The sequence below is a fragment of the Roseateles sp. genome, from assembly GCF_039595295.1.
Classification (GTDB): Bacteria; Pseudomonadota; Gammaproteobacteria; order Burkholderiales; family Burkholderiaceae_C; genus Roseateles.
In genome coordinates this window covers 178,576-203,839 of the sequence record NZ_JBCNLU010000005.1, presented here as the reverse complement: position 1 = coordinate 203,839, position 25,264 = coordinate 178,576, and the positions used below count along the sequence as shown (strand labels likewise).

General features: G+C 68.1%; 20 protein-coding genes. 10 read left to right on the top strand and 10 right to left on the bottom strand.

Translation table 11 applies throughout. The annotated features are described in order from the left end of the window. Positions 1-322 precede the first annotated feature (322 nt). From rpoD to ABDW59_RS06200, 9 genes are all read left to right on the top strand, one after another. Positions 323-2,560 (top strand): RNA polymerase sigma factor RpoD, encoded by a 2,238-nt coding sequence (gene rpoD, locus ABDW59_RS06240; protein WP_343628670.1) that lies wholly within the window; start codon positions 323-325, stop codon positions 2,558-2,560. 294 nt (positions 2,561-2,854) lie between these two features. After that, positions 2,855-3,793: an adenylate/guanylate cyclase domain-containing protein gene (locus tag ABDW59_RS06235; RefSeq protein ID WP_343628669.1), complete on the top strand. Its 939-nt coding sequence runs from the start codon at positions 2,855-2,857 to the stop codon at positions 3,791-3,793. A gap of 58 nt (positions 3,794-3,851) precedes the next feature. After that, entirely contained in the window at positions 3,852-4,943 is a 1,092-nt protein-coding gene (gene hemH, locus ABDW59_RS06230; RefSeq protein WP_343628668.1) for a ferrochelatase, read from the top strand. A gap of 50 nt (positions 4,944-4,993) precedes the next feature. Then, entirely contained in the window at positions 4,994-5,455 is a 462-nt protein-coding gene (locus tag ABDW59_RS06225) for an RNA-binding S4 domain-containing protein (protein ID WP_343628667.1), read from the top strand. 219 nt (positions 5,456-5,674) lie between these two features. Then, positions 5,675-6,217, top strand: coding sequence for a nucleotide exchange factor GrpE (gene grpE, locus ABDW59_RS06220; RefSeq protein WP_273489247.1), 543 nt, complete (start codon positions 5,675-5,677; stop codon positions 6,215-6,217). 164 nt (positions 6,218-6,381) lie between these two features. Beyond that, positions 6,382-8,352, top strand: a complete 1,971-nt coding sequence (gene dnaK / locus ABDW59_RS06215) for a molecular chaperone DnaK (RefSeq protein WP_343628666.1) — start codon at positions 6,382-6,384, stop codon at positions 8,350-8,352. 119 nt (positions 8,353-8,471) lie between these two features. Further along, positions 8,472-9,620: a molecular chaperone DnaJ gene (dnaJ, locus tag ABDW59_RS06210; RefSeq protein WP_343628665.1), complete on the top strand. Its 1,149-nt coding sequence runs from the start codon at positions 8,472-8,474 to the stop codon at positions 9,618-9,620. A 200-nt stretch (positions 9,621-9,820) separates the two neighbouring features. Next, positions 9,821-11,440 (top strand): response regulator, encoded by a 1,620-nt coding sequence (locus tag ABDW59_RS06205; protein ID WP_343628664.1) that lies wholly within the window; start codon positions 9,821-9,823, stop codon positions 11,438-11,440. Between the two features lie 187 nt (positions 11,441-11,627). Next, on the top strand, positions 11,628-13,319 hold the full coding sequence (locus ABDW59_RS06200; protein ID WP_343628663.1) for a phosphoethanolamine--lipid A transferase: 1,692 nt from the start codon (positions 11,628-11,630) through the stop codon (positions 13,317-13,319). On the opposite strand, the gene ABDW59_RS06195 is transcribed toward ABDW59_RS06200, so the two are convergent. From ABDW59_RS06195 to ABDW59_RS06185, 3 genes are all read right to left on the bottom strand, one after another. Continuing rightward, on the bottom strand, positions 13,252-13,743 hold the full coding sequence (locus ABDW59_RS06195; RefSeq protein WP_343628662.1) for a hypothetical protein: 492 nt from the start codon (positions 13,741-13,743) through the stop codon (positions 13,252-13,254). The genes ABDW59_RS06200 and ABDW59_RS06195 overlap by 68 nt on opposite strands. Positions 13,744-13,785: 42 nt before the next feature. Next, on the bottom strand, positions 13,786-14,286 hold the full coding sequence (locus tag ABDW59_RS06190; RefSeq protein WP_343628661.1) for a hypothetical protein: 501 nt from the start codon (positions 14,284-14,286) through the stop codon (positions 13,786-13,788). A gap of 212 nt (positions 14,287-14,498) precedes the next feature. Continuing rightward, positions 14,499-15,608, bottom strand: a complete 1,110-nt coding sequence (locus ABDW59_RS06185) for a PA0069 family radical SAM protein (RefSeq protein ID WP_343628660.1) — start codon at positions 15,606-15,608, stop codon at positions 14,499-14,501. Between the two features lie 224 nt (positions 15,609-15,832). Between ABDW59_RS06185 and ABDW59_RS06180 the strand changes: the two genes are divergently transcribed. Then, positions 15,833-17,614: a DUF1302 family protein gene (locus ABDW59_RS06180; protein ID WP_343628659.1), complete on the top strand. Its 1,782-nt coding sequence runs from the start codon at positions 15,833-15,835 to the stop codon at positions 17,612-17,614. A gap of 34 nt (positions 17,615-17,648) precedes the next feature. On the opposite strand, the gene ABDW59_RS06175 is transcribed toward ABDW59_RS06180, so the two are convergent. The 7 genes from ABDW59_RS06175 to ABDW59_RS06145 form a co-directional block, all read right to left on the bottom strand. After that, positions 17,649-18,365: a hypothetical protein gene (locus ABDW59_RS06175; protein ID WP_343628658.1), complete on the bottom strand. Its 717-nt coding sequence runs from the start codon at positions 18,363-18,365 to the stop codon at positions 17,649-17,651. Between the two features lie 23 nt (positions 18,366-18,388). Continuing rightward, complete coding sequence (locus tag ABDW59_RS06170; RefSeq protein ID WP_343628657.1) at positions 18,389-19,891, bottom strand: aminotransferase class III-fold pyridoxal phosphate-dependent enzyme; 1,503 nt, start codon at positions 19,889-19,891, stop codon at positions 18,389-18,391. Positions 19,892-19,904: 13 nt separating this feature from the next. After that, positions 19,905-20,573: a class II aldolase/adducin family protein gene (locus ABDW59_RS06165; RefSeq protein ID WP_343628656.1), complete on the bottom strand. Its 669-nt coding sequence runs from the start codon at positions 20,571-20,573 to the stop codon at positions 19,905-19,907. Between the two features lie 25 nt (positions 20,574-20,598). Beyond that, complete coding sequence (locus ABDW59_RS06160) at positions 20,599-22,260, bottom strand: FGGY-family carbohydrate kinase (protein ID WP_343628655.1); 1,662 nt, start codon at positions 22,258-22,260, stop codon at positions 20,599-20,601. Next, positions 22,260-23,159 (bottom strand): TorF family putative porin, encoded by a 900-nt coding sequence (locus tag ABDW59_RS06155; RefSeq protein ID WP_343628654.1) that lies wholly within the window; start codon positions 23,157-23,159, stop codon positions 22,260-22,262. The genes ABDW59_RS06160 and ABDW59_RS06155 overlap by 1 nt, the downstream gene beginning before the upstream one ends. Before the next feature lie 50 nt (positions 23,160-23,209). Further along, positions 23,210-23,650 carry a DUF2147 domain-containing protein gene (locus ABDW59_RS06150; protein WP_343628653.1) on the bottom strand — a complete coding sequence of 147 codons (441 nt, stop codon included), beginning with the start codon at positions 23,648-23,650 and terminating at the stop codon, positions 23,210-23,212. A gap of 227 nt (positions 23,651-23,877) precedes the next feature. Continuing rightward, the gene (locus tag ABDW59_RS06145) at positions 23,878-25,083 is read right to left on the bottom strand and encodes an MFS transporter (protein ID WP_343628652.1); all 1,206 of its coding nucleotides are present in this window, start codon (positions 25,081-25,083) and stop codon (positions 23,878-23,880) included. Positions 25,084-25,264: the final 181 nt, after the last annotated feature.

Below are 25,264 nucleotides of genomic sequence, written 5' to 3'. Positions count from 1 at the left end.
TAATCAAGGGTTTTCGCGCGTCAAGAGTGACGGCAGCGCCAACCGGTCCCGGCCCCCCACTGACCCTGGGTTCATACAAAAAGCGGCCAAATGACACCGCCTGGGCTGCACTTTCAAACGTTCACGCTAGCTTGTCCGCGCAAAGCCTTGAAGGCGGACCGGTTCATCCCGATCCGCATGTCAAGGCACGAGTTCGAGCCGCCTGGGCTCGCCGCGTCGCATAGCCCGCAAGTGTCGGGAGTTTGCGGCCGTCGGCGACGCAGGTGGCCGTTTGCATTGCCCCCTGCTCACCCCACTGGCCCCCCAGCCACCGAGGAACTGCATGACCGCCAAAAAGACCGCGTCCAAGGCTGCCGCCGCAGAAACCGAAGAAGTCGTCAAGAAGCCGGCCGCGAAGGCCGCCACGAAGACCACCAAAGCCGCCACCGCCGCATCGGCTGACGATGCCAAGCCCAAGCGCGGCCGCAAGCCCAAGGCCGAGACCGAGTCGAAGAAGCCCGCCAAGGCCGGCAAGACCGAGGAAGAGGAAGAAGACTTCAGCGACGTCGAGGCGGATGTCGACGTCGACGGCGAGGTCGAGGCGGACACCGAGGTGGAGGCTGTCGAGGTCGAGGAAGTCGGCGAGGACAAGCCCAAGGCCAAGCCGCTGCGCATGAAGGTCAGCCGCGCCAAGGAGCGCGCGCTGATGCGCGAGTTCGGCCTGGACGAGACCGCGCTGACCGAAGAGGAAGTCGCCAAGCGCCGCCACGAGCTCAAGACCCTGATCAAGATGGGCAAGACGCGTGGTTTCCTGACGCACCAGGAAATCAACGACCACTTGCCCGAGAAGCTGATCAACGAGGAAATCCTCGAGGCGATCGTGTCGATGCTCAACGACATGGGCATCGCCGTGTACGAGCAGGCACCCGATGCCGCCACGCTGCTGATCCAGGGCTCGACCTCCCCGACCGCGACCGAAGAGGAAGCGGAGGAAGCCGCCGAAGCCGCGCTGTCCACCGTCGATTCGGAATTCGGCCGCACGACCGACCCGGTGCGCATGTACATGCGCGAAATGGGCACGGTCGAACTGCTGACCCGTGAAGGCGAAATCGAGATCGCCAAGCGCATCGAAGGCGGTCTGCAGGCAATGATGCTGGCCATTTCGGCCTCGCCGACGACCATCGCTCACATCCTGGAGTTCTCCACCAAGATTCGCGCCGGCGAGATGCAGATCTCCGAGGTCGTGGACGGCTTCGTCGCCGCCGACGAGGCGGACGACTACGTCGCCGAGGAAGACTTCGACGAGTTCGACGAAGAGGACGACGACGACGGCAACGGCGGCTCCAAGGCCCTGACCAAGAAGCTGGAAGAGCTGAAGAACGCCGCGCTGGTGAAGCTGGATTCGCTCGCCTCGAACTTCGACAAGATGCGCAAGGCCTTTGAGAAGGACGGCTACAAGTCGGCCAACTACAACAAGGCCCAGGCGGCCATCAGCTCCGAGCTGATGACCATCCGCTTCACCGTCAAGACCATCGAGAAGCTGTGCGACATCCTGCGCTCGCAGGTGGACGACGTGCGCCGCTTCGAGCGCGAGATCCGCAAGATCGTGGTCGACAAGTGCGGCATGCCGCAGGAGCACTTCATCAAGACCTTCCCGCCCAACGTGCTGAACCTGCAGTGGGCGGAGAAGGAAGTGGCCTCGGGCAAGCCGTACGCGAACATCATGTCGCGCAACCTGCCGGCGGTGCAGGAGCTGCAGCAGAAGCTGATCGACATCCAGGGCAAGGCCGTGGTCCCTCTGGATGACCTGAAGGGCATCAACAAGCGCATGAACGAGGGCGAGAAGGCCTCGCGCGATGCCAAGAAGGAAATGATCGAGGCCAACCTGCGTCTGGTGATCTCGATCGCGAAGAAGTACACCAACCGCGGTCTGCAATTCCTGGATCTGATCCAGGAAGGCAACATCGGCCTGATGAAGGCGGTGGACAAGTTCGAATACCGTCGCGGCTACAAGTTCTCGACCTATGCGACGTGGTGGATCCGTCAGGCCATCACCCGCTCGATCGCGGACCAGGCCCGCACCATCCGCATCCCGGTTCACATGATCGAGACGATCAACAAGATGAACCGCATCTCGCGCCAGCACTTGCAGGAGTTCGGCTTCGAGCCGGACGCCCCGACGCTGGCCGAGAAGATGGAGATGCCGGAAGACAAGATCCGCAAGATCATGAAGATCGCGAAGGAGCCGATCTCCATGGAAACGCCGATCGGCGACGACGACGATTCGCACCTGGGCGACTTCATCGAGGACACCAACAATACCGCGCCGATCGAAGCCGCCATGCAGGCCGGTCTGCGCGAGGTGGTGAAGGACATCCTCGACAGCCTGACCCCGCGCGAAGCCAAGGTGCTGCGCATGCGCTTCGGCATCGAGATGAGCACGGACCACACGCTGGAAGAAGTCGGCAAGCAGTTCGACGTCACCCGCGAGCGCATCCGCCAGATCGAGGCCAAGGCCATCCGCAAGCTCAAGCACCCGAGCCGCTCGGACAAGCTGCGCACGTATCTGGACAACCTCTGATCCTGCGCTGATCGCCTGCGCTGATCGCGCCGCTCTCCCGGACGCAAAAACAGGCACCGGGATTGCTTCAAGCACCGGCCCACGTCCTCGGACGTCGGCCGGTTTTCTTTTGGGCACGTCCTCGGGCGAGCCAGGACGCCTCGGATTGCTGCGTTGCGGCATTCGCCCGCCGGATGGGGGAGCGTTGTCGCGCGGGCGCCGACGGGCCCTCAAGCAAGGGCTAATCACCACGTTCGCCCTGGGAGCACGCGGCTACACTGAGACTTCCTTCACACCCCACCCGCAGCAAGGCCGATGACCCAGATCCGCGAGCGCACCGTCCTGTTTGCCGACCTGCGCGGCAGCACGGCGCTGTTCGAGACCCTGGGCAACGCGGAAGCCTCGGGGCTGGTCACGCAGACGGTGGCACTGCTGAGCCAGGCGGTCGACGAGAACCGCGGCAGCCTGATCAAAACCCTGGGCGACGGCCTGATGGCCGCCTTCGACAATCCGCGCGACGGCATCAAGTCGGCGATGCGGATGCAGGAACTGCTGCTCAAGTCCTCGGTCCGCAGCGAGCGTCTGCGCCACACGCACCTGCAGATCGCGCTGGCGCGCGGCGAGGTGGTGGAGATCCACGGCGACTGCTTCGGCGACGCGGTCAACGTCGCGGCACGTTTGCTCGACCACGCCGGCGACGGCGAGACCGTGGTCACCGCGGAAGTGGTGAACGGCCTGACCAGCGCGCAGAAAGCGCGCTTCCGCAGCCTGGACCACATCAGCGTGCGCGGCCGCGCCGAGCCGGTCCACATCTACGTCCTGGACAACGGCCGCGGCGACGCGGCCGCCACGCAGTTCGGCGAGATCGTCCGCAGCGCCGGGCCGGAAGGCATCCGGCTGGTGTGGCAAGACCTGGATCGCGTCTTCGACATCGAGCAGATGCCCGTGGTCCTGGGCCGCAGCACGCAGGCGACCTACTGCATCACCGATGTCCGCGTCAGCCGCTCGCATGCGCGCATCGACTGGCAGGGCAGCAGCTTCAGCCTGACCGACCTCAGCTACAACGGCACCTTCGTCCGCTTCGGCGCGGGCGGCCAGACCCTGAGCCTGCGGCGCGGCTCCTGCACGCTGCACGGCGCCGGCTCCATCGGACTGGGCGGCCCGCCGTCCGAGACTCAGGCCCCCACCGTCCGCTTCGAGATCATGCATCTGGCCGAGGCTGCCTCGCCGATGTTGATGCGCCGCGGCCTTTGAGCGGCGCCCGCTCGCTGCTTTTCATTTTCTTCCCACGACCGGCGTCACGCCTGCCCGGATGAGCTTCCGTCCCGAGCCCCCCTTCGATCACGGCGCCTCGCCGGTCACCGGCGTGTTGCTGGTCAACCTCGGCACGCCGGAGGCCCCGACCGCTGCCGCCACGCGCCGCTATCTGGCGCAGTTCCTGTCCGACCCGCGCGTCATCGAGATCCCCAAAGCCGCCTGGTGGCCCATCCTGCACGGCGTGATCCTGAGGACCCGTCCGGCGCAGTCGGCCAAGAAGTACGCCAGCATCTGGATGAAAGAGGGCTCGCCGCTGATGGTCTGGACCACGCGTCAAGCCCGGCTGTTGCAGGGCTACCTGGGCGAGCGCGGCCACCGCGTCGCCGTCCGCCACGCGATGCGCTACGGCAGTCCGTCGATCGGCTCGCAGCTCGACGCGCTGCGGGCCTCGGGCGCGACGCGGGTGCTGGTGCTGCCGGCCTACCCGCAGTACTCGGCGGCGACGACCGCCAGCGTCATCGACGAGGTGGCGCGCTGGTCGCTGACGCGACGCCATGTGCCGGAGCTGCGCATCGTCAACCGGTATCACGACCATCCGCGCTACATCGGCGCCTTGGCCGAGAGCGTCCGCGCCCATTGGGAACGCGAGGGCCGTGCCGAGCTGCTGGTGATGAGCTTCCACGGCATGCCCGCACGCACGCTGACGCTGGGCGACCCTTACCACTGCGAATGCCTGGCCACAGGCCGGCTGCTGGGGGAGGCGCTGGGGCTCTCGCCCGCGCAGTACCAGGTGACCTTCCAGAGCCGCTTCGGCAAGGCCCGCTGGCTGGAGCCCTACACCGAGCCGACGCTCAAGGCGCTGGCCGGCAAGGGGCTGAAGTCGGTGGACCTGATCTGTCCGGGCTTCTCCTCCGATTGCATCGAGACGCTGGAGGAGATCGACATGGAGGCGCGCGCCGCCTTCCTCACCGCCGGCGGCCAGCGCTTCAGCTACATCCCCTGCCTGAACGACCGCCCCACCCACGTGCGCGCCCTGGCCACGATCGCCGAGCAGCACCTGCAAGGCTGGCCGACGCAGGACGCGCCCGATGCCGACGCGCTCAAGCGCCGTCGCGAAGCCGCGGTCGCGGCGGGCGCGCCACGCTGATCGTCGCCGGACTGGCCTCCCTGGGCCGGAACGGCGCAGAATTCCCGGACATGGCTCACTCGTCCCGCTCGCATCCCCCGATCCCTCCGTCGCGATCCTCGTCGGCATCGCCGCCGGAGGCCATCCGCCTGGACAAATGGCTCTGGGCGGCCCGCTTCTACAAGACCCGCGCGATCGCCGTCGAGGAGATCGGCAAGGGCCGCGTGACCGTCAACGGCCAGGCGGTAAAGGCCTCGCGCGACGTGCGCGTCGGCGACATGCTGCGCCTGCGGCAAGGCCAGATCGACCGTGAGGTCCGCGTCGCCGGCATCAGCAGCGTCCGCGGCCCCGCCCCGGTCGCGCAGGCGCTGTACGAGGAAACGCCGGACAGCATCGCCGCCCGGGAGCGCGCGGCCGAGGCCCGCCGCCTCGCCCCGGAACCTGCCGACACCATCCAGCAGGGACGCCCGACCAAGCAGGACCGCCGGCGCCTGGCGGAATGGGATGAGCGCTGGAGCGCGAAGCTGGTTTGAGCCCGGCGAGCGGCTCGCGCCTCGCGATTTCCGTGCGCTCCTCGCCACCTGAGGCGGCGCCGGCTATCAGGTACAGGGTTTGCCAGCCCCCGGATGTCAGAATCCCCCTCTTGAACCTCCGGACATGCGCCCCATATGTCGCGGGTCGCCCGAAGCCCGGCTCACGCTGGCGCAGCCTCCGCAGAGAGGCCCGGGCATTCGTATTGGGGCATTCCAACCATGACGACTGACAAGCAACAACCTGATCCGACGCTGGACGAGCTGACCCAGCAAGCCGCGGCGGCCGCCGCCGCTTCGATCCCTGAAACGGCCGAGGCCAAGCTCGCCGACACCGAACGCCGTCTGGCCGAGATGTCCGACGCGTACCTCCGGGCCAAGGCCGAAGTCGAGAACACCCGCCGCCGCGGCGAGGAAGAAGTCTCCAAGGCCCGCAAGTTCGCGGTCGAAGGTTTCGCCGACGCGATGCTGCCGGTGGTGGACAGCCTGACCGCCGCCATTGGCCGCCCGGACGCCAGCGTCGAGCAGGTGCTCGAGGGCGTGCACGCCACGCTGCGCCAACTGCAGTCGGCACTGGAGCGCAACAAGGTGCTGGAGATCAATCCGGCTGCCGGCACCAAGTTCGACCCGCATCAGCATCAGGCCATCTCGATGGTTCCGGCGGACCAGGACCCCAACACGGTCGTGACCGTGCTGCAGAAGGGTTTCCTGATCGCCGACCGCGTGCTGCGCCCGGCACTGGTGACCGTTTCGGCCCCGAAGTAAGCAATCGACATCGCCGGGGGTCTTGAAGCCCGGCAAGTTATCCACAGATCAGAAGCATCCCGGAACGCAGTTTCAGCCGCTCGAATCACGAGCCCGATCCATGGCCGAAAGGCCGACCTCGACGCTGACCGTTCCGCCAGTTTTCAAGTTTCAGGAGCATCCTCATGGCCAAGAAGAAGATCATCGGCATCGACCTGGGCACGACCAACTCGTGCGTCGCTGTCATGGAAGGCAACACCACCCGCGTCATCGAGAACGCGGAAGGCGCCCGCACCACCCCGTCCATCATTGCGTATCAGGAAGACGGCGAAGTGCTGGTCGGCGCCTCGGCCAAGCGCCAGGCGGTCACCAACCCGCGCAATACCCTGTACGCGGTCAAGCGCCTGATCGGCCGCAAGTTCCAGGAAAAGGAAGTCCAGAAGGACATCGACCTGATGCCCTACACCATCGCCGCCGCCGACAATGGCGACGCGTGGGTGGAAGTGCGCGGCAAGAAGCTGGCGCCCCCGCAGGTCTCCGCTGAAGTCCTGCGCAAGATGAAGAAGACCGCCGAGGACTACCTCGGCGAGGAAGTCACCGAGGCCGTCATCACGGTCCCGGCCTACTTCAACGACGCGCAGCGCCAGGCGACCAAGGACGCCGGCCGCATCGCGGGTCTGGACGTCAAGCGCATCATCAACGAGCCCACCGCCGCGGCCCTGGCCTTCGGCCTGGACAAGCACGGCGCCGGCGACCGCAAGATCGCGGTGTTCGACCTGGGCGGCGGCACCTTCGACATCTCGATCATCGAGATCGCGGACGTCGACGGCGAGAAGCAGTTCGAAGTGCTGTCGACCAACGGCGATACCTTCCTGGGCGGCGAGGACTTCGACCAGCGCATCATCGACTACATCATCGGCGAGTTCAAAAAGGAACAGGGCGTCGACCTGACCAAGGACGTGCTGGCCCTGCAGCGTCTGAAGGAAGCGGCCGAGAAGGCCAAGATCGAGCTGTCGACCTCGTCGCAGACCGACGTCAACCTGCCCTACATCACCGCCGACGCCACCGGTCCGAAGCACCTGAACATCAAGCTGACCCGCGCCAAGCTGGAGTCGCTGGTGGACGAGCTGATTGAGCGCACCATCGCCCCGTGCCGCACCGCGATCAAGGACGCCGGCGTGTCGGTGAGCGAGATCGACGACGTCATCCTGGTCGGCGGCATGTCCCGCATGCCCAAGGTGCAGGAGAAGGTCAAGGAGTTCTTCGGCAAGGAACCGCGCAAGGACGTCAACCCCGATGAGGCGGTGGCCGTTGGCGCCGCGATCCAGGGTCAGGTTCTCGGCGGCGAGCGCACCGACGTGCTGCTGCTGGACGTCACCCCGCTGTCCCTGGGCATCGAAACCCTGGGCGGCGTGATGACGAAGATGATCAAGAAGAACACGACCATCCCGACCAAGTTCAGCCAGACCTTCTCGACCGCCGAAGACAACCAACCCGCGGTGACCATCAAGGTGTACCAGGGCGAGCGCGAACTGGCGCAGGCCAACAAGAGCCTGGGCGAGTTCAACCTGGAAGGCATTCCGCCGGCCCCGCGCGGCACGCCGCAGATCGAGGTGAGCTTCGACATCGACGCCAACGGCATCCTGCACGTCGGCGCCAAGGACAAGGGCACCGGCAAGGAAAACAAGATCACCATCAAGGCGAACTCCGGCCTGTCCGAGGCCGAGATCGAGAAGATGGTGAAGGACGCCGAGGCCAACGCCGCCGAGGACAAGAAGAAGGTCGAGCTGGTCCAGGCCAAGAACCAGGCTGACGGTCTGGTGCATTCGGTGCAGAAGTCGCTGGGCGAGCATGGCGACAAGCTGGACGCCGGCGAGAAGGAAAAGATCGAAGCCGCCATCAAGGACCTGGAAGAAGCCATCAAGGGCGAGGACAAGGCCGAGTTGGACGCCAAGACCGAAGCGCTGATGACCGCCAGCCAGAAGCTGGGCGAGAAGGTGTATGCCGAATCGCAAGCCGCGCAAGCGGCGGCCGGTGCCGCCGGCGCGGCGGGTGCCGAGCACGCGGAAGCGGCTGGCGCGCAGCAGGCTTCGTCCAAGCCGGCCGACGACAACGTCGTCGACGCCGAGTTCAAGGAAGTCAAGGACTCGAAGTAAGCCGGGCATGCCGACGATCCAGACGTCGGCATCGCGTCGGGAACATGCTGTCAATGACAGCCGCCGCGCGAGGCCCCTAGCCTCGCGCGGCGTTTTGGTTTGAGGCCGCAGGAAGATCCATGGCAAAGCGTGACTATTACGAAGTCCTGGGCGTCGCGAAGAGCGCCAACGAAGAGGACATCAAGAAGGCGTATCGCAAGCTGGCGATGAAGTACCACCCTGACCGCAATCAGGGCGATGGTGCCAAGGAAGCCGAGGACAAGTTCAAGGAGGCCAAAGAGGCCTACGAGATGCTGTCCGACGCGCAGAAGCGCGCGGCCTACGACCAGTACGGCCACGCCGGCGTGGACCCCAACCAGGGCTTCCGCGGCGCGGGCGGCGGTGAAGGATTCGGCGGCTTCGCCGAGGCCTTCGGAGACATCTTCGGCGACATCTTCGGCCAGCAGGGCGGCGGTGGCCGTCGCGGCGGTGGTGGCCAACAGGTCTACCGCGGCAGCGACCTGAGCTACGCGATGGAGATCACGCTCGAGGAAGCGGCCAAGGGCAAGGAAACGCAGATCCGCATCCCGTCCTGGGAAGGCTGCGAGACCTGCCACGGCAGCGGCGCAAAACCTGGCACCAGCGCCAAGACCTGCGGCTCCTGCGGCGGGAGCGGCACGGTGCACATGCGCCAGGGCTTCTTCAGCATCCAGCAGACCTGCCCGCACTGCCACGGCACCGGCAAGATCATTCCGGAGCCCTGCACCACCTGCAACGGCGCCGGCAAGATCAAGAAGACCAAGACGCTGGAAGTCAAGATCCCGGCCGGCATCAACGAAGGCATGCGCATCCGCTCCGCCGGCAACGGCGAGCCGGGCGTCAACGGCGGCCCGTCGGGCGATCTCTACATCGAGATCCGCATCAAGCAGCACGACATCTTCGAGCGGGACGGCGACGACCTGCATTGCACGATGCCGGTATCGATGACGACGGCGGCGCTGGGCGGCTCCATCGAGGTGCCGACGCTGGGTGGCAAGGCCGAGATCGAGCTCCCCGAGGGCACGCAGCACGGCAAGACCTTCCGCCTGCGCGGCAAGGGCATCAAGGGCGTGCGCTCCAGCTATCCGGGCGACCTGTACTGCCACGTCAGCATCGAGACGCCGGTCAAGCTGACCGAGCACCAGCGCAAGCTGCTCAAGGAGCTCGACAAGAGCCTGCGCGACGGCGGCGAGCGTCACTCGCCCAACGCTAAGAGCTGGACCGATCGCGTCAAGGACCTGTTCAAGTAAGCGCGCTGCTTGACGAATTTCCGTGCGGAAGCGACGGTCGCGTGACAGTCGCTTACACGGAAACCCTCAGGCGAGTCGTCCTCCACCGGATGGACAATTCGGCGCGTGGTTGACGACATTCGCACAACGAGTTGGGGATATCGAAGCCCGCTTCCTTCCGGAGCGGGCTTTTTCACTTTGCGCCGCCTGGGACGGACGCCATGAGCTTCGTCGCGGCGAATCCCTTCGCCCGCACGCAAGCGCTGGTGATCGACGGCAACGCCACCTCGCGCAGCCTGATGACGGCGCAGCTCAAGGAGCTGGGCGTCGGTCACGTGCGCCAGACCACGCGAGTGCGCGACGCCCGGGTGATCCTCGAGACCCAGCCCTACGACATCGTCCTGTGCGACTACTACTTCGACGGCTCGGAGCTGTCGGGGCAGGACCTGCTGGACGAGCTGCGGCGCGAGCAGCTGCTGCCCTACTCCACCGTCTTCGTGATGGTGACCGGCGAGTCCTCCTATGCGAAGGTCGCCGAAGCGGCCGAGGCGGCGCTCGATGCCTACCTGGTCAAGCCCTACACGAGCGCGGCGCTGGCCGATCGATTGGCCAGCGCGCGCCATCGCAAGACCGAGCTGAAGGCCATCTTCGAGTCCATCGATGCACGCGAGTTCGGCCATGCCGCCGACCTGTGCCTGGCGCGCTTCCAGCAGCGCGCCACCTACTGGCTCTATGCGGCGCGCATCGGCGCCGAACTGCTGCTGCGATTGGAACGTCACGCCGAGGCGCGCGAGCTCTATGAAGCGATCATCGCCGCCCGCACCGTGCCGTGGGCACGGCTGGGAGTCGCACGGACCGAAGTGGCCGGCGGCAATCTGGCCGCGGCGCGGCGCACGCTGGAAACGCTCATCGGCGACCTGCCCGAGCAGGCGGACAGCTATGACCTGATGGGCCGCGTGCAGATGGAGCAAGGCGAGATCGGCGCCGCGCTGGCGACCTACCGGACCGCCGCGACGCTGACCCCCGGATGCCTGCTGCGCCAGCAGCATTGCGGCACGCTGGCCTTCTATGCGGGACAGCGCGACGAGGCGCTCAAGATGCTGGAGCGCAGCATGGCGCAGGGTCTGCGTTCCAAGCTCTTCGACTGGCACAGCCTGACCCTGATCGCGCTGATGCGCTTCGACGCCAAGGACGGCAAGGGCCTGAAGTACGCCGCCGACGCCATGCAATGGGGCATCGAGCGCTCGCCGCGCGACGCGCGGCTGCGGCGTTTCGAAGTGCTGCTGAGCGGCCTGCGCCTGCTGCTGGAGCGGCGCCTGGCCGATGCGCTCGACGTGGCTCGCCGCTTCGCCAAGCAGGCGGACGCGGAAGACTTCGATCTCGAATCCGCCAGCCTGCTGATCGCGCTATGGGTGCGGATGGCGCGGCAGGACATCGAGCTCACCGAGATGGATGCGTTGATGACGCGCTTGGGCATGCGCTTCTGCAGCTCCAAGTCCGCGACCGAGGTGATGGCCAGCATGGCCGAAGGCCACGAGCCCAGCGCGCAGCTGCTGCGTGAGGCCCAGTCCCGCGTATTCGCGATCTCCGAGGCCGCCATGCGGCAGGCCATGCGGGGCGACGCGCAGACCGGCGTCCAGTTGCTCCTCGAGCAAGGGACGCAGACGCTCAACGCCAAGCTGATCGACATGGCCGCGCTGGTGCTGCGCCGCTACCGAGATCGCATGAGCGATCCCGACGCGCTGGCGCCGCGCATCGAGGCGCTGCAGCGCCGCTACGTGCAAGCCAGCGGCCAGGGGCTGAAGGCGGCGCGCGCGGGCGGCGTGGCGCTGCGCGGATGATGCGCGGACGGCACGCGGACCCGGCGCGGACAGCGCGCACGGAGCACGGAGCACGGCGCACGCACAATCAGGTCAGCCCTCGCTCTCTCGCGCATGGCCCAAGCGAGCCACCTTCAGCGCAGCTTCAGGGGCGCTTCAGCTAGGACTACTACAAGGGTCGGTTGCCTCCCGGCCCGACCGAAACACGATGCCGTTCTCCGATTCCTCGATCCTCTACCGCAGCGCGCAACCCTCCGGCGCAGGCCGTTCCCCGCTCCTCCTCACCTGGCTGACCGCGCTGTGGACCGCGGTGCTGGGCAATTGGCCGTTGTGGCAGCGGATGTGGGGCATGCCGGACTACACCGGCCTCTCGGGCAAGGTCTTCGTCATCGTCTTCGCCGGCATCGTGCTGATGGTGCTGGGCGCCGTCTTCAGCCTGCTGGCCTGGCGCGTGGCGGTCAAGCCGCTGCTGACGCTGATGCTGCTGATCACCGCGCCGCTGGCCTATTTCATCGGCAGCTACGGCGTGGTCATCGACAGCGCCATGGTGACCAACGCGCTGCAGACCGATGTGCGCGAGACCCGCGATCTGATGGGCTGGGGCTTGCTGGGGCATGTCGTCGTCATCGCGCTGATCCCGTCGATCTGGATCTGGCGGCAACGGCTGAGCGACACGCGCTGGTTCAAGCGCCTGGGCTGGAACCTGGTCAGCCTGGCGGTGGCGCTGGCGCTGGGCGTCGGACTGGCGGCGACGCGCACCGCGGACCTGGCCTCCACGCTGCGCAACAACAAGACGCTGACGAAGATGGTCAGCCCGATCAACGGCATCTGGGCCAGCACCGCGCTGCTGGTGCAGAAGCACAAGAAGCCCAAGGGCCCGCTCGAGGTCGTGGCCGCCGACGCGCAGCTGCTCCCGCGCGCGGCCGACGCGAAGCCGCCGCTGGTGCTGCTGGTCGTCGGCGAGACCGCGCGCTCGGTCAACTTCCAGTTGAACGGATACGGCCGGCCGACGAATCCGGAGCTGTCGCAGAAGGCAGTGCTGAGCTACCGCGAGGTCGCGTCCTGCGGGACCTCGACCGCGGCCTCGCTGCCGTGCATGTTCTCGCAGCTGGGCCGCGAGGCTTTCGTCGACCATCCGGGCAATCAGGAGACGCTGCTGGACGTGCTGCAGCGCGCCGGCCTGGCGGTCCTGTGGCTGGACAACCAGTCCGGCTGCAAGGGCCTGTGCGACCGGGTCCCGAATGCGCAAGCCATCAACCCGGCCCGCCCGGATCATCCGATTCCCGCCGGCCTGTGCCGCGCCGACGGCGAGTGCCTGGATGAAGTGATGCTGCACGATCTGGACGCCCGCATCGCTGGCCTGGATCCGCAGCGCGTGGCCAAGGGCGTCGTGCTGGTGCTGCATCAGATGGGCAGCCATGGGCCGGCCTACTACCTGCGCACGCCGGAGGAGCGCAAGCCCTTCCAGCCCGAGTGCCGCAGCAGCGCCTTGCAGCAGTGCCCGCTGGATCAGGTCCGCAACGCCTACGACAACACGATCGCGTACACGGACCATGTGCTCGCGCGCGCGATCGACTGGCTGGGCACGCAGGAATCGAAGTTCGACCCCAGCCTGCTTTACGTGTCGGATCACGGGGAATCGCTGGGCGAGAACAATCTCTTCCTGCATGGAATGCCCTACGCCATCGCGCCCAAGGAGCAGAAGCACGTGCCGCTGATCCTGTGGTTCCCGGACCAGACGCGCCAGTCGCAGCACCTCGATGCCGCATGTCTGGCGCAGCGCCGCGACACGCCGATGTCCCATGACGGCCTGTACCACACGGTGCTGAGCCTCAGCGGGGTGCAGACGGGCGTGTATCGGAAGGAGTGGGATTGGGTGGGGGCGTGCCGGAAGGGTTGATGCGCCCCGTCCATGGCGCCGTCAGGTCCGCGCCCGGCGCCTCATCGCAGCGCGCAATCAATTGGGCGACCTGATCGAGCTGTTCGCTCAGCTCTTTCTCGCTCACCCAATCGTTCAGTCGATAGTCCGCTTTGACCCTCCGCTCCCGCTGCACCTCAAGCTGCGCACCATTCGCCTTTGATCGAAGTTTCATGACGGCGCTGCACGCTCTGTCTGGATGCTTCAATCGGTTGATGAGTTCCTGGTGCCTGCCCCCCTGCGATCCGACGTTGGCGCCCAACGCCGGCAGCGCCCGTTCCCACTCCCGGCAGCGGTGGTAGGCCGCGTAGTACGCGCGACTGATCGCGGAGCGCCGCCACCCCTCCGCATTGCGCTGCCCCTGCTCCCTGGCGATGTTCATGAGCTCATCAATCGTGACAGGCATGGTTCGCCTTTCCTTCAATCGCGTGGCCGGCCAATTTGAAGTTCAGCCCTCCGGCTGGTCCACGAAGTGAAGGAGGAATGGCGGCTGGAGCAAGTCGACATACGCCAGCTCACTCCAGAAGGCCATCGTATGTTCGTAAGCGTCCGTCTGAGAAAGATGCACCGGCATCTCGTAGCGGATGCTCACGACGTCCTCCGCATCGAAGACCGTCAGCAGGGCCGGCCCCGATCGCTTCACGCCGAGCCGATGCGTGAAATGGGCCGCGAGATGCAAGAGGTGCCGCACGTAAGTCACCGACACGTTGCGCCGGCGCTCAAGGATGTCGAGGTAGTCCGCCAACGTGTCCCATGACGCGTATTTGCAGCGGGCGTCGATCCCGTCCTCGGACCCACCGGGGCCAAAGATCATGGCGGGGTGCCTCAGCAACTCCACCACGGCATCGATCTCCGGGGCGTCCGGCGGAATCGGCACCGGATGAACCATGATCGCAATCAACCGATCGGGCGATACCGCCCGGCGCAAGGCCTGCACATCCACCGTCATCACCGCTCCTTCATGCGAGTCCCTCGACCCGAAGGCCACCAGTCTGCGAGCGGATGAGCGCCAACACAGTCCCTCCGAAGGGCGTTTCGACGGGGGGTGCTGATCTCGGTAGGTCACTCCCCCTGCGCATACTGGGGAAGGTCATTGCGGTTCGCGTGGTGGGCGCGGAGCGCGTGGGGTCAGGCGTTGCCTCAGACCCTCAGCCCGGCCCTTCAGAACAACGACTGCTGCCCCGCCGCCTTGGCCGGCGGACGGAACTCGCTGAAGTCGAAGTCGTGCCGCTCGCGGCCGAGGCCGAGACGTTGCGAAGCCTTGCGCAGGCGCTGCTGCAGCAGCTCCGCCCAGATGCCCTCGCCGGTGAAGCGCGTCCCGAAGCGCGGATCGTTGTCCTTGCCGCCGCGCATGTCGTGCAGCCGCGCCATGATGCGCGCCGCCTTGTCGGGCTGGTGCTGTCGCAGCCAGTCGTGGAACAAGGGGGCCACCTCCCAGGGGAGCCGCAACGGAATGCTGAAGGCCTTGGTCGCGCCCGCCTCCGCGGCCGCTTCGAGGATGCGCTCCAGTTCCGGCTCGTTGAGGAACGGGATCACGGGCGACACGCTCACCCCCACGGGCACGCCCGCCTCGGCCAACGCCTTGATCGTGCGCAAGCGCCGCTGCGGCGACGCCGCGCGCGGCTCCAGGATGCGCGCCAGCTCCGGATCCAGCGTCGTCACCGACAGATAGACCGACACCTGCCGGCGTCGCGCCATGGGGACGATCAGGTCGAGGTCGCGCTCGATGCCGCTGGACTTGGTCACCACCGAGAACGGATGCCGCGCCTCGGTCAGCAGCGCCACCACGGCGCGCGTGATGCCCAGCTTGCGCTCGATCGGTTGATAGGCGTCGGTCGCCGTGCCCAGCACCAATGGAGCCGGGCGATACGCGGGTGATGCGAGCGTCTCGCGCAGCCGCTCCGCGGCGTTCACCTTGGCGATGATCTTGGTCTCGAAGTCCAGTCCCGGGGACAGGTTCAGATAGCTGTGCGTCGGCCGCGCGAAGCAGTAGATGCAGCCGTGCTCGCAGCCCCGATACGGATTGATGGACAGGTCGAATCCGATGTCCGGCGACTGGTTGCCGCTGACGATCTTCTTGGCCCGCTCCTCGATGATCTCGGTCTTGGGCGCGAGATGCTCCTCCGACGCCTCCTGGTCCAGCGTGCCCCAGCCGTCGTCGTACTGTTCGCGCTCGCGCGACTCGAAGCGATGCGCGATCGCCCAGGCGCTGCCGCGGCCCTTCAGCGCATCGGCCTGGACGTACAGCGGCGTCGCGGCGATGCCCCTCATGCGGCGGACCCCGCTTCGCTCCGGGCGAGCGTGCGCGTCCTCCGGATCGCGGTCGCGTTCGAAGGGGGGATCGGGTCTTTCCTCGCGGGACATACTGGCAATTTATACAGTATCTCATCAGATTTCCAGTGCCCGGACTTCCAGTGCCCCAGGCATGAGAGGATTCGCCCCCCCACGCGAGCCGCATCAGGGACGGCCTTCGCAGAACAAGACAGACGATCACGATGCATCACCGATTCACCGCGGCGGCGCTGGCCATCGGCGCGCTGGCGGCCCTCCAGACCGCGCCGCAAGCGGCCCTGGCGCAAAGCCAAGCCTCCCCCCAGGAACTCACCCGTCCGGGCGAACTCGCCCAGCCGCCCGAGGGCGTCAGCCGCGAGCGTGACGCCAGGAACTGGACCCTCACCTGGACACCGGTCGCCACCATCGGCACCGGCAACCGCACCAGCGGCCAGCGCTCCACGCTGAAGCCGGGCGGAGGCAACAACGGCGACGACTCCGATCTGAACTACGCCGCCGGCGACGCCTTCACCCGCGTGGTCAAGCTCAACAGCGAGTTCAAGGCGGTACACCGCTCCGGCCTGGGCGTCGAGCTCGACGGCTACGCCTGGTACGACGATGCGCAGCTGAACGGGAACGTCGCCCACGGCAACAACCCCAGCAACTACCAGCCCAACGCGCCGCTGTCCGACCGCGGCTTCGCGCGCGGCGCGCGCTTCCAGGGTGCGCAGGTGCTGGGCGCCTACGTCTTCGGCACGACCGCGATCGGCGACGGCTCGGCCGACTTCAAGATCGGCAGGCTCTCGCTGGAGCGCGAACGCGGCTTCAGCTTCAGCGGCGGCTCCCGCGATCTGGAGACGCGCAATGCCGCCGCGGCCGCGCGTCCCGGCGCCTTGGCCAACGAGGGCGCAGTCCCTGTCTGGGCCGCAACGGCGCGCTGGAGCGTCTCTCCGGCGCTGAAGCTCGAGGCCTTCCTGCAGTTCAAGCCCGAGGGCTCGGTGCAGGCGGGCTGCGGCACCTTCGCCGCGGTGCTGGACTTCTCCGCCCCCGGCTGCGACCGCGTGTTCTACAGCAACGTGCTGAGCGAGCAGCAGAACGTCGCGCGCGGCATCTTCACCGCGCGCGGCCCGGACATCGAGCCCAAGAGCCGACCGGATCAATTCGGCCTGGGCGCGAGCTATGTGGTGCGCGAGATCGGCACTCGCTTCGGCGTGCTGGCCGCGAAGTACCACTCGCGCGACGCCTTCGTGAACGTGCTCAAGGGCACGGGCCTGGGTCCCGCCGCCGGCGCAACCTACCAGATCGAGCATCCGGCCGACAAGAAGCTGCTGAGCCTGAGCACCGCGACCCGCATCCCGATGCTCAACCTGTCGGTGCTCAACGAGCTGAGTTACATCGACGGCCAGCCGATCCAGCTCAACACCACCGACCTGCTGAACGCCTTCCTGGCCGGCCAGGGCCCGCTGGGCGCCGAGGCTCGCGCGCTGCCCAACGGCACGCTGTTCCGCGGCTACGACCTGTACAAGGTCGCGCAGCTGCAGACGGGCATGCTCAAGGAGTTCCCGGGCCTGTGGGGCAGCCGCAAGGCGATGCTGGGGCTGGAGGCTTCGGTCAAGCATGTGATGGACCTGCCCGATCCGTCGGTGCGCCGCTACATGCGTCCGGAGAACACCGGCGTGTGCACCTCGCCGACCGCCTGCGCCACCAACGACGGCTTCGTCACCGCGACGGCCTGGGCCTACCGCATGCACGTGGGCATCGAGCTGGACAACGTCGGCGGCAGCGGCGTGTTGCTGCGACCGGCGCTGATCTTCGGCCAGGACGTCAAGGGTTGGTCCTACGACTACGCCTTCATCGAGGGCCGCAAGTCGGCGCGCTTCTCGCTGGACGCGGACTTCAGCCGACACGTCTACGCCAACATCAGCTACACCATCAGCCGCGGCGGCCAGTTCAACATCCGCAAGGACATGGACTTCGTGATGGCAAGCCTGGGCTACAAGCTCTGATCCCAGCGGCTCGGGCGGGCGCGAGCGCGGCCGCTCAGTAGCCCTTGGCCTCCTCGGGCAGGAGGCCGGCGCGCACACGCTCGCGGGCGCGCCGCTCGTCCTTGAGCAGCCGCCCGTTGGCGACGAGGCGCACGATCCACGGCAGCGGGCTCACCGGCCCGCCGGTCGCGGCCGCCAGCACATAGGCGGTCGCGCATTTCTCGAAGAGCTCCGCGTTCAGCCCCAGCCGCATCGGCGTCGTGCCCAGCACCAACGGCCGGCCGCCGAGGATCAGCACATTGCCGCCTCGCGCGAGCGCGGGTCCAATGGCCTCGAGCTTGCCGGCATCCATGATGGGCGCGGGCATCAGTCCGAGATGCCGCACCTGCTCGTCGAAGACACCCGGCATCGCGCCGCCGAAGTCCGCGAGCATCGCGCCGAAGCGCCCTCCCCCGAACGCGATCGCGCAGGCGTCCTCGCGCGCGGCGAGCACCGCCGCGTGCAGCTCGACATCGCGCATGCCACGATCTTCATGCTCGATGCGATCGATGCGATCGACGCGTCGAGGCTCGTCGTCGTCGGCACGGCCGAACCACATCGCCGTCGAACCCGGGATCCGCAGTGCCAGGCTCGCACCCTCCCCGATCAACAGCCGCTTCGCGGCGAGGCGCTCGCGCCAGTGCAGCCATTGCTCTCGCAGCGCGTGACCGATGTCGGAGATCACATCCGAGGTCTCTTCCGAGCTCCCCTGCTGATCCACGTCCGAGCTCATCGCCGATGTCATGGCCAGCTCGCTCACACCAGCGCGAACACGTCGTCGAAGCGATTGAGCGCGTCATCCACGACCTCATCGCTGTCCGCCGCGCTGGTATAGAGCCGGCTCCCGGCGAGCGTGATCAGACCGTGCGCCGCGTAGGCCGCGCCCATCTCTTCCATCATGTGCTTGCGCCGCTTGGCCTCCTCCTTCAGCTTGAGCAGCTTCCACAGGCTGCTCGTGTCCAGCAGCAGCACGCCCGAGGTCTGCAGATGGACGATGGAGCCCATGTTGTAGGCGACGTAGGGCAGCCCTCGGCGCCGGATGATCTCGTCGAGTCCCGCGCGCAGCCGGTCACCCGCGCGGCCCGCCACGACGGCGGCGTTGCTGCGCTTGGCCTCGACCAGCGCGTGATAGCCCGCGACGCAGGACAGCGGATTGGCCGACAGCGTGCCGCCGACGAAGGCGCGCCGCGCCGTCGTGCCGATGCCGCCGGCCAGCGACATCATGATGTCGCGCCGCCCGCCGATCGCGCCCGCCATCGGGTAGCCGCCGGTCAGGCACTTGCCCAGCACGGTGATGTCGGGCGTGACGCCGAAGTAGCCCTGCGCGCCGCCCATGCCCAGCCGGAAGCCGGTCACCACCTCGTCAAAGATCAGCAGCGCACCGAACTCATCGCACAACGCGCGCACCTGGGCGTTGTAATCCCGGGTCACCGGCCGCGTGCCGCTCTCGGGGCCGAGCGGCTCCAGCAACACCGCCGCCGTCCCGCCGCGCAGCCGATTCCATCGCAGCTTGCGCCGCAGCTCCTCCAGATCATTGGGCAGGCACTCCTGCGTGTGGCCGGTGGCGCCGCGCGGAATGCCGATGGCTTCGAGGCGTCCCGTCTTGGGCAGCCGCATCCCGTAGACCAGTTGATCGCTCCAGCCGTGGTACGCGCCGCCAATCTTGATGATCCACTTGCCGCCGGTGTGGGCCCGCGCCAGCCGCACCGCGCCCATCACCGCCTCCGTGCCCGAGCCCAGCAGCCGCAGCATCTCCACGCCGGGCATGTGCTGGCAGACCAGCTCGGCAAGCTTGATTTCGTACTCGTGCAGCAGGCCGGTAACCGGGCCACATTCATCGATGACGGCGTGCACGTGGCGTCGCACTTCCGGATGATTGCTGCCCAGCAGCGTGGGTCCGCCGGCCTGCAGGAAGTCGATGTAGCGATTGCCGTCGACGTCGGTCAGCCAGGCGCCCTCGGCCTGCGCCATCGCCAGCGAGAACGGATGGTTGAACGCCAGGTTGTGCTGCACGCCGCCGGGGATCACCGCCTTGGCCTGCTCGGCCAGGCGCTTCGACGTGGCGCAGCGCTCATCGAACCAGCGCATCACCGTCGCCATCGCATCGGCGCGGATCGGACGCATCGGTTGCGCGACCAGCGCGGCCAGGCGCCGGTAGAGCTGGTCCACATCGGGCCATTCGGAGATCGCGGACGTGGCGGCATCGCCCTGCACGGCGATCGGCGATGTGGACGGGCGTTCAGGGGTGATGGTGGTCATGAGGGGGACTGCTTCAAGTGGAGGCCGCGCGAGCGGAGGGAGCGTCGGCATCGGCGGCGTCCGAGTGGCCGGAGGGAATCAGGTCCAGCACACGGCTGCGCGCATCGCGCGCGGCGATGTGTTCGCGCAGCGCGTCCCGGGCGAGCTGCTCCAGCGCGTCGAGCGCGCGCATCGCCGCATCGCTGTCGGCGCCGCAGCACAGGATCCCGTGGTTGCGCATCAGGTAGGCGTTGCTCGCCGGCGTGAGCGCGCGCGCCAGCTTGCTCGCGAGCCAGCGGCTGCCCGAGGGCGCATAGCCGACCAGCGGCACGCGCGGCCCCAGCACGGCCTGATGGCGCGACGGCACCTCCATCGCGCGGCCGAGCAAGGCGCAGGCGCTCGCCACCGGCTGATGCGTGTGGATGGAGCAGCCCACCTCGGGCCGCGCCTTCAGCACGCGCGCGTGGAGGCTGCTTTCGACCGATGGCGCGAGCTCGCCCTCCACGCGAGAGAGATCGTCCAGACGCAGCACGCAGACGTCCTGCGGACGCATCGTCAAGTAGTCCGTGGCGGAGGGCGTGACGGCCACCAGCGCCGCGTCGATGCGCAGCATCAGGTTGCCGCCGGTGCCGGCGAAGTAGCCCTTGCGCGACAGCGTCAGGCAGAGGTCCACGACATGGCGTCGTTCGTCGAAGTGATTCATGAGCAGGCCCGCTTCATCGTTGTTTTCACACGCGTCCCCGCGCGGTGGCGGGGGCGGGGGCGGGGGCGGACGCCTCAGGCGTCGTCGCCGCGCTCAGACCGCGCGGCGCATTGAGCCGGTGATACAGCGGCGCCAGGCGCGTCCGCACTTCCTTGAAGGCCTCGAACTTGTCGAGGTAGAGCGCCCTCAGCGCCGTCGTCGGCTCATGGACGCGACGTGTGCGGCGCAGCGCGGGCAGATCGCTGAAGCGCAGCTCGCCCAACCCGACCGCGGCGATGAAGCTCGCCCCGATCGCGTTGGCCTGGATCGGGCTCTCCAGCTGACGGATGGGCTGGCCGGTGACGTCCGCCATGATCTGGCACCACACGTCGCTCTGGGCCCCGCCGCCGACCGCCGCGATCGTCCCCGCATCGCGACCCAGCAGACGCGCGAAGGGCTCCAGCATCCAGCGCGTGTTCAGCGCCACGCCCTCCAGGAAGGCGCGGAAGATGTCCTCGCGGGAATGCTCCAGCGACAGATTGATCAGCCCCGCGCGCAGCCGCGGATCGTCGACCGGCGTGCGCTCGCCGAAGAGCCAGGGCGTGTAGATCAGCCCGCGCGCGCCCGGAGGCACGCGCGCGGCAATGGTGTTGAGCAGCTCGTAGGCGGCAGGGTGTTCCTCGTCGCGAGCGAGCTCGTCGCGATGGAAGAGGATGCGATCGCGCAGAAAGGACAGGTTGGCACCGGCCGTCGATTGCAGCGCCATCGCCAAGTAGCGGCCCTCCACCGCGCAGGGCACGGCCGCGATCTTGCGCCGCACGTCGGTGCGCATGCGCGGCACGTGCGCGCCGAGCCACGACGAGGTGCCGAGATAAAGATGCGTCTCGAAGTCTTCGACCGCCGCGCCCACCGCGACCGCCGAGTTGTCCACCGCGCCCGCGACCACGCGCGTGTCCGCCGCCAGGCCCAGCGCCTCCGCCACGTCCGGCAGCAGCGTGCCGATCACCTCGGTGGACTGGACGATCTCGGGCAACTGCTCGCGCTCGACGCCCAGCTGACGCAGCAGGCCGTCGTCGTAGCGGACGCGGCGCGGATCACGGTTGTCGGTGACCCAGGCGGTGAGGATGGAATCCTGCGTCGCGCAGAGGCGGCCGGTCAGGCGCAGGTTCATGAAGTCCAGCGCGTTGAGGAACTTGTGCGTGCGCGCATGGAGCTCGGGCATCTCGTCGCGGATGAAGGCGATGTGGCCGGCGATGTCGCGGCCGGTGCTGGACGGTGCGCCGCCGGTGAGCCGCAACCAGCGCCAGAGCTTGAGCGGCCCGTAGCCCTCGATGTTGAGCAGCGCGCCGCGCGAGCGCCGCGCGATGGCCGCCGCGCCGCGCGCGTCCAGCCAGCTGAAGGCCTTGCCCAGCGGCTTGCCCTCGCGATCGACGCAGACGGTCACCTCGGTCTGCGTCGAGCAGCTCACCGCCACGACGCGCCGCCGCAGCGCGGCGTCGGCGGCGAGCAGCTCGCTCGCCGCCATCAGGAAGGCGCGCCACCAGCTTTCGGCATCCTGCTCGGCGCGCGCGCCCTGCACTTGCAGCGCCACCGGCTGAAAGGCCCAGGCCTGCACCCGGCCGTCCAGCGCCACCAGCGCGCACTTGCAGCCGGAGGTGCCCAGGTCGACGGCCAGCACCAGCCGGCCGTCGGGACGATCCGCGCTCATCAGAACTTGCGCGCCACCGAGATCACCAGCTTGCTGTTGTCCTGCCGCCGGATCCGGTCGCCGTCGATGACCATGAAGAGCTCGCGGGCGCGGGTGCGCGTGGCCAGCCATTCGGCGCTCCATTGGAAGCCCCAGCGGGTGTGGGTCACGCCCAACGAGTAGTCGCTGAAGTTGGCTTCGCTGAAGTGACGGATGCGTTGCGCGCCGGCGTGCAGATTGAGCGTGGTCTGCGCGCCCAGCGGCAGCTTGTAGCCGAGGTCGAACAGCCAGCTGCCGCGCGAGTTGGCCTCGCCGCGGGCGTAGCACTCGAGCGCCTTGGTCGGGTCCTCCGACACCGAGAGGATCTGGCCGCACACGCCGCCGGTGTCCGCGCCGCGGTAGCTGCGCGAGAGCACGTTGAGGATGCGGCCCTCCAGGGCGCCCCAGCCGATCTCGATCACCGCATAGGAAGTGTCGTAGCGGGTCTTGCGGAAGTCGACCGGCGCCCCCGCCTCCAGGTCGACGGCGTGGGGCGCGTAGAACTTCGCGCCGGGGAAAAACTCGGTCGCCAGGCCGACGCCGAAGTGCCAGGCGTCCGGGTCGCCGAAGCGGTAGCCCACGCCGAGCAGCAGGTTGACGCCGTCGGCATCGGTGTAGGCCTTCTTGCTGACGGTGGAGAGCTGCACGAGGCCGATGACGCCGGACTCGTGCGCCATCTGGATGCTGAGCTGCGCGCCGGGCCGGTTCAGCGAATCGGAGATGCCGCGGTTGCGCTGGTCGGAGACCAGCTTCACTTCGGTGTCGACGGCGAAGCTGGCCATCGCGGCGTCCTCGGCGCGGGGCAGCTTGGTGGTGTCCTCGGCCCGGGCGCCGGTGCAGAGCGCCGCGCCCAGCGCGAGCAGCAGGAGGGGGTATCGCATGGATGACCTTTCGGGCGATGTCGTGGGGAGTGGGCGGGCGGCGGTCGTCTTCACGACGGCTTGCAGACGGGCGAGGTCGGGAGTTCGGTGACGCGGGAGAAGCGCTCGGTCTGGCCGAGGATCTCGGTGCCGACGAAGGCGCGCAGATGCAGCTCGCCGGACTTCAGGCGCAGCGCGCCCTTGTACTTCTTGTTGTCGCGCGGATCGAAGACCCAGCCGTCACGCCAGGCGTCGCCGTCGTAGCGCTCCAGGCGCGCGACCGTCACGCCGCAGGTGTCCTTGGGGGTGCCCGCGTCCTTGTCCCAGACGATGCGGCCGCAGAGCGCGCTCGGCTTGTCGGCGCAGGGCTTGAACTCGATCACGGCGTCCTTCGCGGCGGTCAGCCACAGGCCGGCGGCGTCGGTGGGGGCGGCGTGGGCGCTCAGGGTCGTGAGGATCAGGGCCGTCAGGGCGGTGAGGGGCAGGCGCCCGGCCCCGGGGATTGCAGTCATGCGCGGCTCCGTCGATGCGTTAGCGATGGCTACAGTCTAGTCATCGCTATCTTTTTGACGATGTGGGAAGAACCCTGATGAGCACTGGCGCTGATGGCTCCCTCGCCCGCTTGCGGGAGAGGGCGGGGGAGAGGGTCTTCGGGCGCAGGCTGCGAAGCGTCAATCGCAGGCGGGGGAACAGCCAGGCTCTGGTCTGCCACGGCCCTCACCCCAACTCCTCTCCGACTTCATGGGAGAGGGGCTCTCCTGGCGCCTCGCCCGCTTGCGGGAGAGCGGTTGGGGTGAGGGCCGGCGCACACAGCGAGCAGCAACGCCCCCACCGTCACCGCCGCGAACCCCGCGCTGACCAACGGCACCGCCCCCGCCTCCTCGCCCTCAACCATGAGCGACGCCACCAGCGGCCCGAACGCGACACCGAACAACTGCGCCGCAGGAATCAACGCCGCCACGCGTCCCGACGCATCCGCCGCGAAGGCCAATCCCATCTGGAACGGCGCAACGAAGAGCCAGACGAACGTGAACACCCCGCACAGCAGCGCAAAGGCCACGACGTCGCCCGCCCCCGTGCGTCCGATGCCGAGAGCCGCCAGCCCCAACACCACCGCGCTGGTCGCGAGCGTCGCCCGCAGCGGCAGCCGCCGCACCAGCACCGAGCCGATGCTGCCGCCGATCACCTGCATGCCCAGCCCCGCGGCGATCAGCGTCTGGATCTCCACCGCCCCATAGCCCGCGCGCTTGCCCAGCGGCTCGATGTAGGCCCAGAGCGAGCCCAGCGTCGCCATCACCAGGAAGGCGATCAGCAGCGGCAACGCGCTCGCGATGGACCAGACGAAGCGCGCCCCCCGCTCCGCGGTTTGGTGCTCCGACAAAGGACGCAGATCCCCAGGAAGCCCGACCGCCAGCACCATCGCCATCGCCGACAGCACCGCCAACACGACGAACGCCCCCTGCCAGCCATGCGCCGGCACGACCAGCCGCGCCAACACCAGGCCGACCACTCCCTGCGCCACCGTCTGAATCACGAAGAAGATGCCTGCCTTGCGTTCGGGCTGCGCCGAGCGCACCAGCACGCTGGTCGTCGCCCAGACGAGCACGCCCTCCCCCACGCCGGCCGCCGCACGGATCAGCGCGAAGCCGACATCACCGCTGACGCGCAGCGTGAGCAGGTCCAGGCCCGCTGTGATCAAGGCGGCCAGCGCCGTGATCAGCCGCAGCCGCCCGACCGGCAACGCGAGGTCCCCCGTCAGCACCCCGACCCCGAGGCCGACGATCTCCGCCATCGCCACGACGCCCACGCCCTCCAGCGTCACGCGTCCGGATTCGAGCAGTTCGCCCAGCACCAGCGGCTGCAGGCCCAGCATCAGCAGCGCGATGGCGCCCACCGCGATCGCGCATCGCCAGGCCCCGCCGCCGATCTCATCCCGTGTCGCCATGCCGCTCTCCCTGCGCCAGTGCCGCTACACTCGCGACGCACAACACTAGCCATCGCTACCTTTCAATCATCGGACAAGCGCCGACGCAGCGCGCTGGGAGAATCCCGCAGCACGACGCGGGGCCGGCACGCCCCACGCCCCACGCCTCAGACCGCTCGCCAGGAACCAGGACCACGGACCG

What these genes read in the sequence shown, in the direction of transcription:
- rpoD (WP_343628670.1), top strand. Translation starts at nt 323, where the DNA reads ATGACCGCCAAAAAGACCGCGTCCAAGGCTGCCGCCGCAGAAACCGAA.
- ABDW59_RS06235 (WP_343628669.1), top strand. Translation starts at nt 2,855, where the DNA reads ATGACCCAGATCCGCGAGCGCACCGTCCTGTTTGCCGACCTGCGCGGC.
- hemH (WP_343628668.1), top strand. Translation starts at nt 3,852, where the DNA reads ATGAGCTTCCGTCCCGAGCCCCCCTTCGATCACGGCGCCTCGCCGGTC.
- ABDW59_RS06225 (WP_343628667.1), top strand. Translation starts at nt 4,994, where the DNA reads ATGGCTCACTCGTCCCGCTCGCATCCCCCGATCCCTCCGTCGCGATCC.
- grpE (WP_273489247.1), top strand. Translation starts at nt 5,675, where the DNA reads ATGACGACTGACAAGCAACAACCTGATCCGACGCTGGACGAGCTGACC.
- dnaK (WP_343628666.1), top strand. Translation starts at nt 6,382, where the DNA reads ATGGCCAAGAAGAAGATCATCGGCATCGACCTGGGCACGACCAACTCG.
- dnaJ (WP_343628665.1), top strand. Translation starts at nt 8,472, where the DNA reads ATGGCAAAGCGTGACTATTACGAAGTCCTGGGCGTCGCGAAGAGCGCC.
- ABDW59_RS06205 (WP_343628664.1), top strand. Translation starts at nt 9,821, where the DNA reads ATGAGCTTCGTCGCGGCGAATCCCTTCGCCCGCACGCAAGCGCTGGTG.
- ABDW59_RS06200 (WP_343628663.1), top strand. Translation starts at nt 11,628, where the DNA reads ATGCCGTTCTCCGATTCCTCGATCCTCTACCGCAGCGCGCAACCCTCC.
- ABDW59_RS06195 (WP_343628662.1), bottom strand. Translation starts at nt 13,743, where the DNA reads ATGCCTGTCACGATTGATGAGCTCATGAACATCGCCAGGGAGCAGGGG.
- ABDW59_RS06190 (WP_343628661.1), bottom strand. Translation starts at nt 14,286, where the DNA reads ATGACGGTGGATGTGCAGGCCTTGCGCCGGGCGGTATCGCCCGATCGG.
- ABDW59_RS06185 (WP_343628660.1), bottom strand. Translation starts at nt 15,608, where the DNA reads ATGAGGGGCATCGCCGCGACGCCGCTGTACGTCCAGGCCGATGCGCTG.
- ABDW59_RS06180 (WP_343628659.1), top strand. Translation starts at nt 15,833, where the DNA reads ATGCATCACCGATTCACCGCGGCGGCGCTGGCCATCGGCGCGCTGGCG.
- ABDW59_RS06175 (WP_343628658.1), bottom strand. Translation starts at nt 18,365, where the DNA reads ATGAGCTCGGACGTGGATCAGCAGGGGAGCTCGGAAGAGACCTCGGAT.
- ABDW59_RS06170 (WP_343628657.1), bottom strand. Translation starts at nt 19,891, where the DNA reads ATGACCACCATCACCCCTGAACGCCCGTCCACATCGCCGATCGCCGTG.
- ABDW59_RS06165 (WP_343628656.1), bottom strand. Translation starts at nt 20,573, where the DNA reads ATGAATCACTTCGACGAACGACGCCATGTCGTGGACCTCTGCCTGACG.
- ABDW59_RS06160 (WP_343628655.1), bottom strand. Translation starts at nt 22,260, where the DNA reads ATGAGCGCGGATCGTCCCGACGGCCGGCTGGTGCTGGCCGTCGACCTG.
- ABDW59_RS06155 (WP_343628654.1), bottom strand. Translation starts at nt 23,159, where the DNA reads ATGCGATACCCCCTCCTGCTGCTCGCGCTGGGCGCGGCGCTCTGCACC.
- ABDW59_RS06150 (WP_343628653.1), bottom strand. Translation starts at nt 23,650, where the DNA reads ATGACTGCAATCCCCGGGGCCGGGCGCCTGCCCCTCACCGCCCTGACG.
- ABDW59_RS06145 (WP_343628652.1), bottom strand. Translation starts at nt 25,083, where the DNA reads ATGGCGACACGGGATGAGATCGGCGGCGGGGCCTGGCGATGCGCGATC.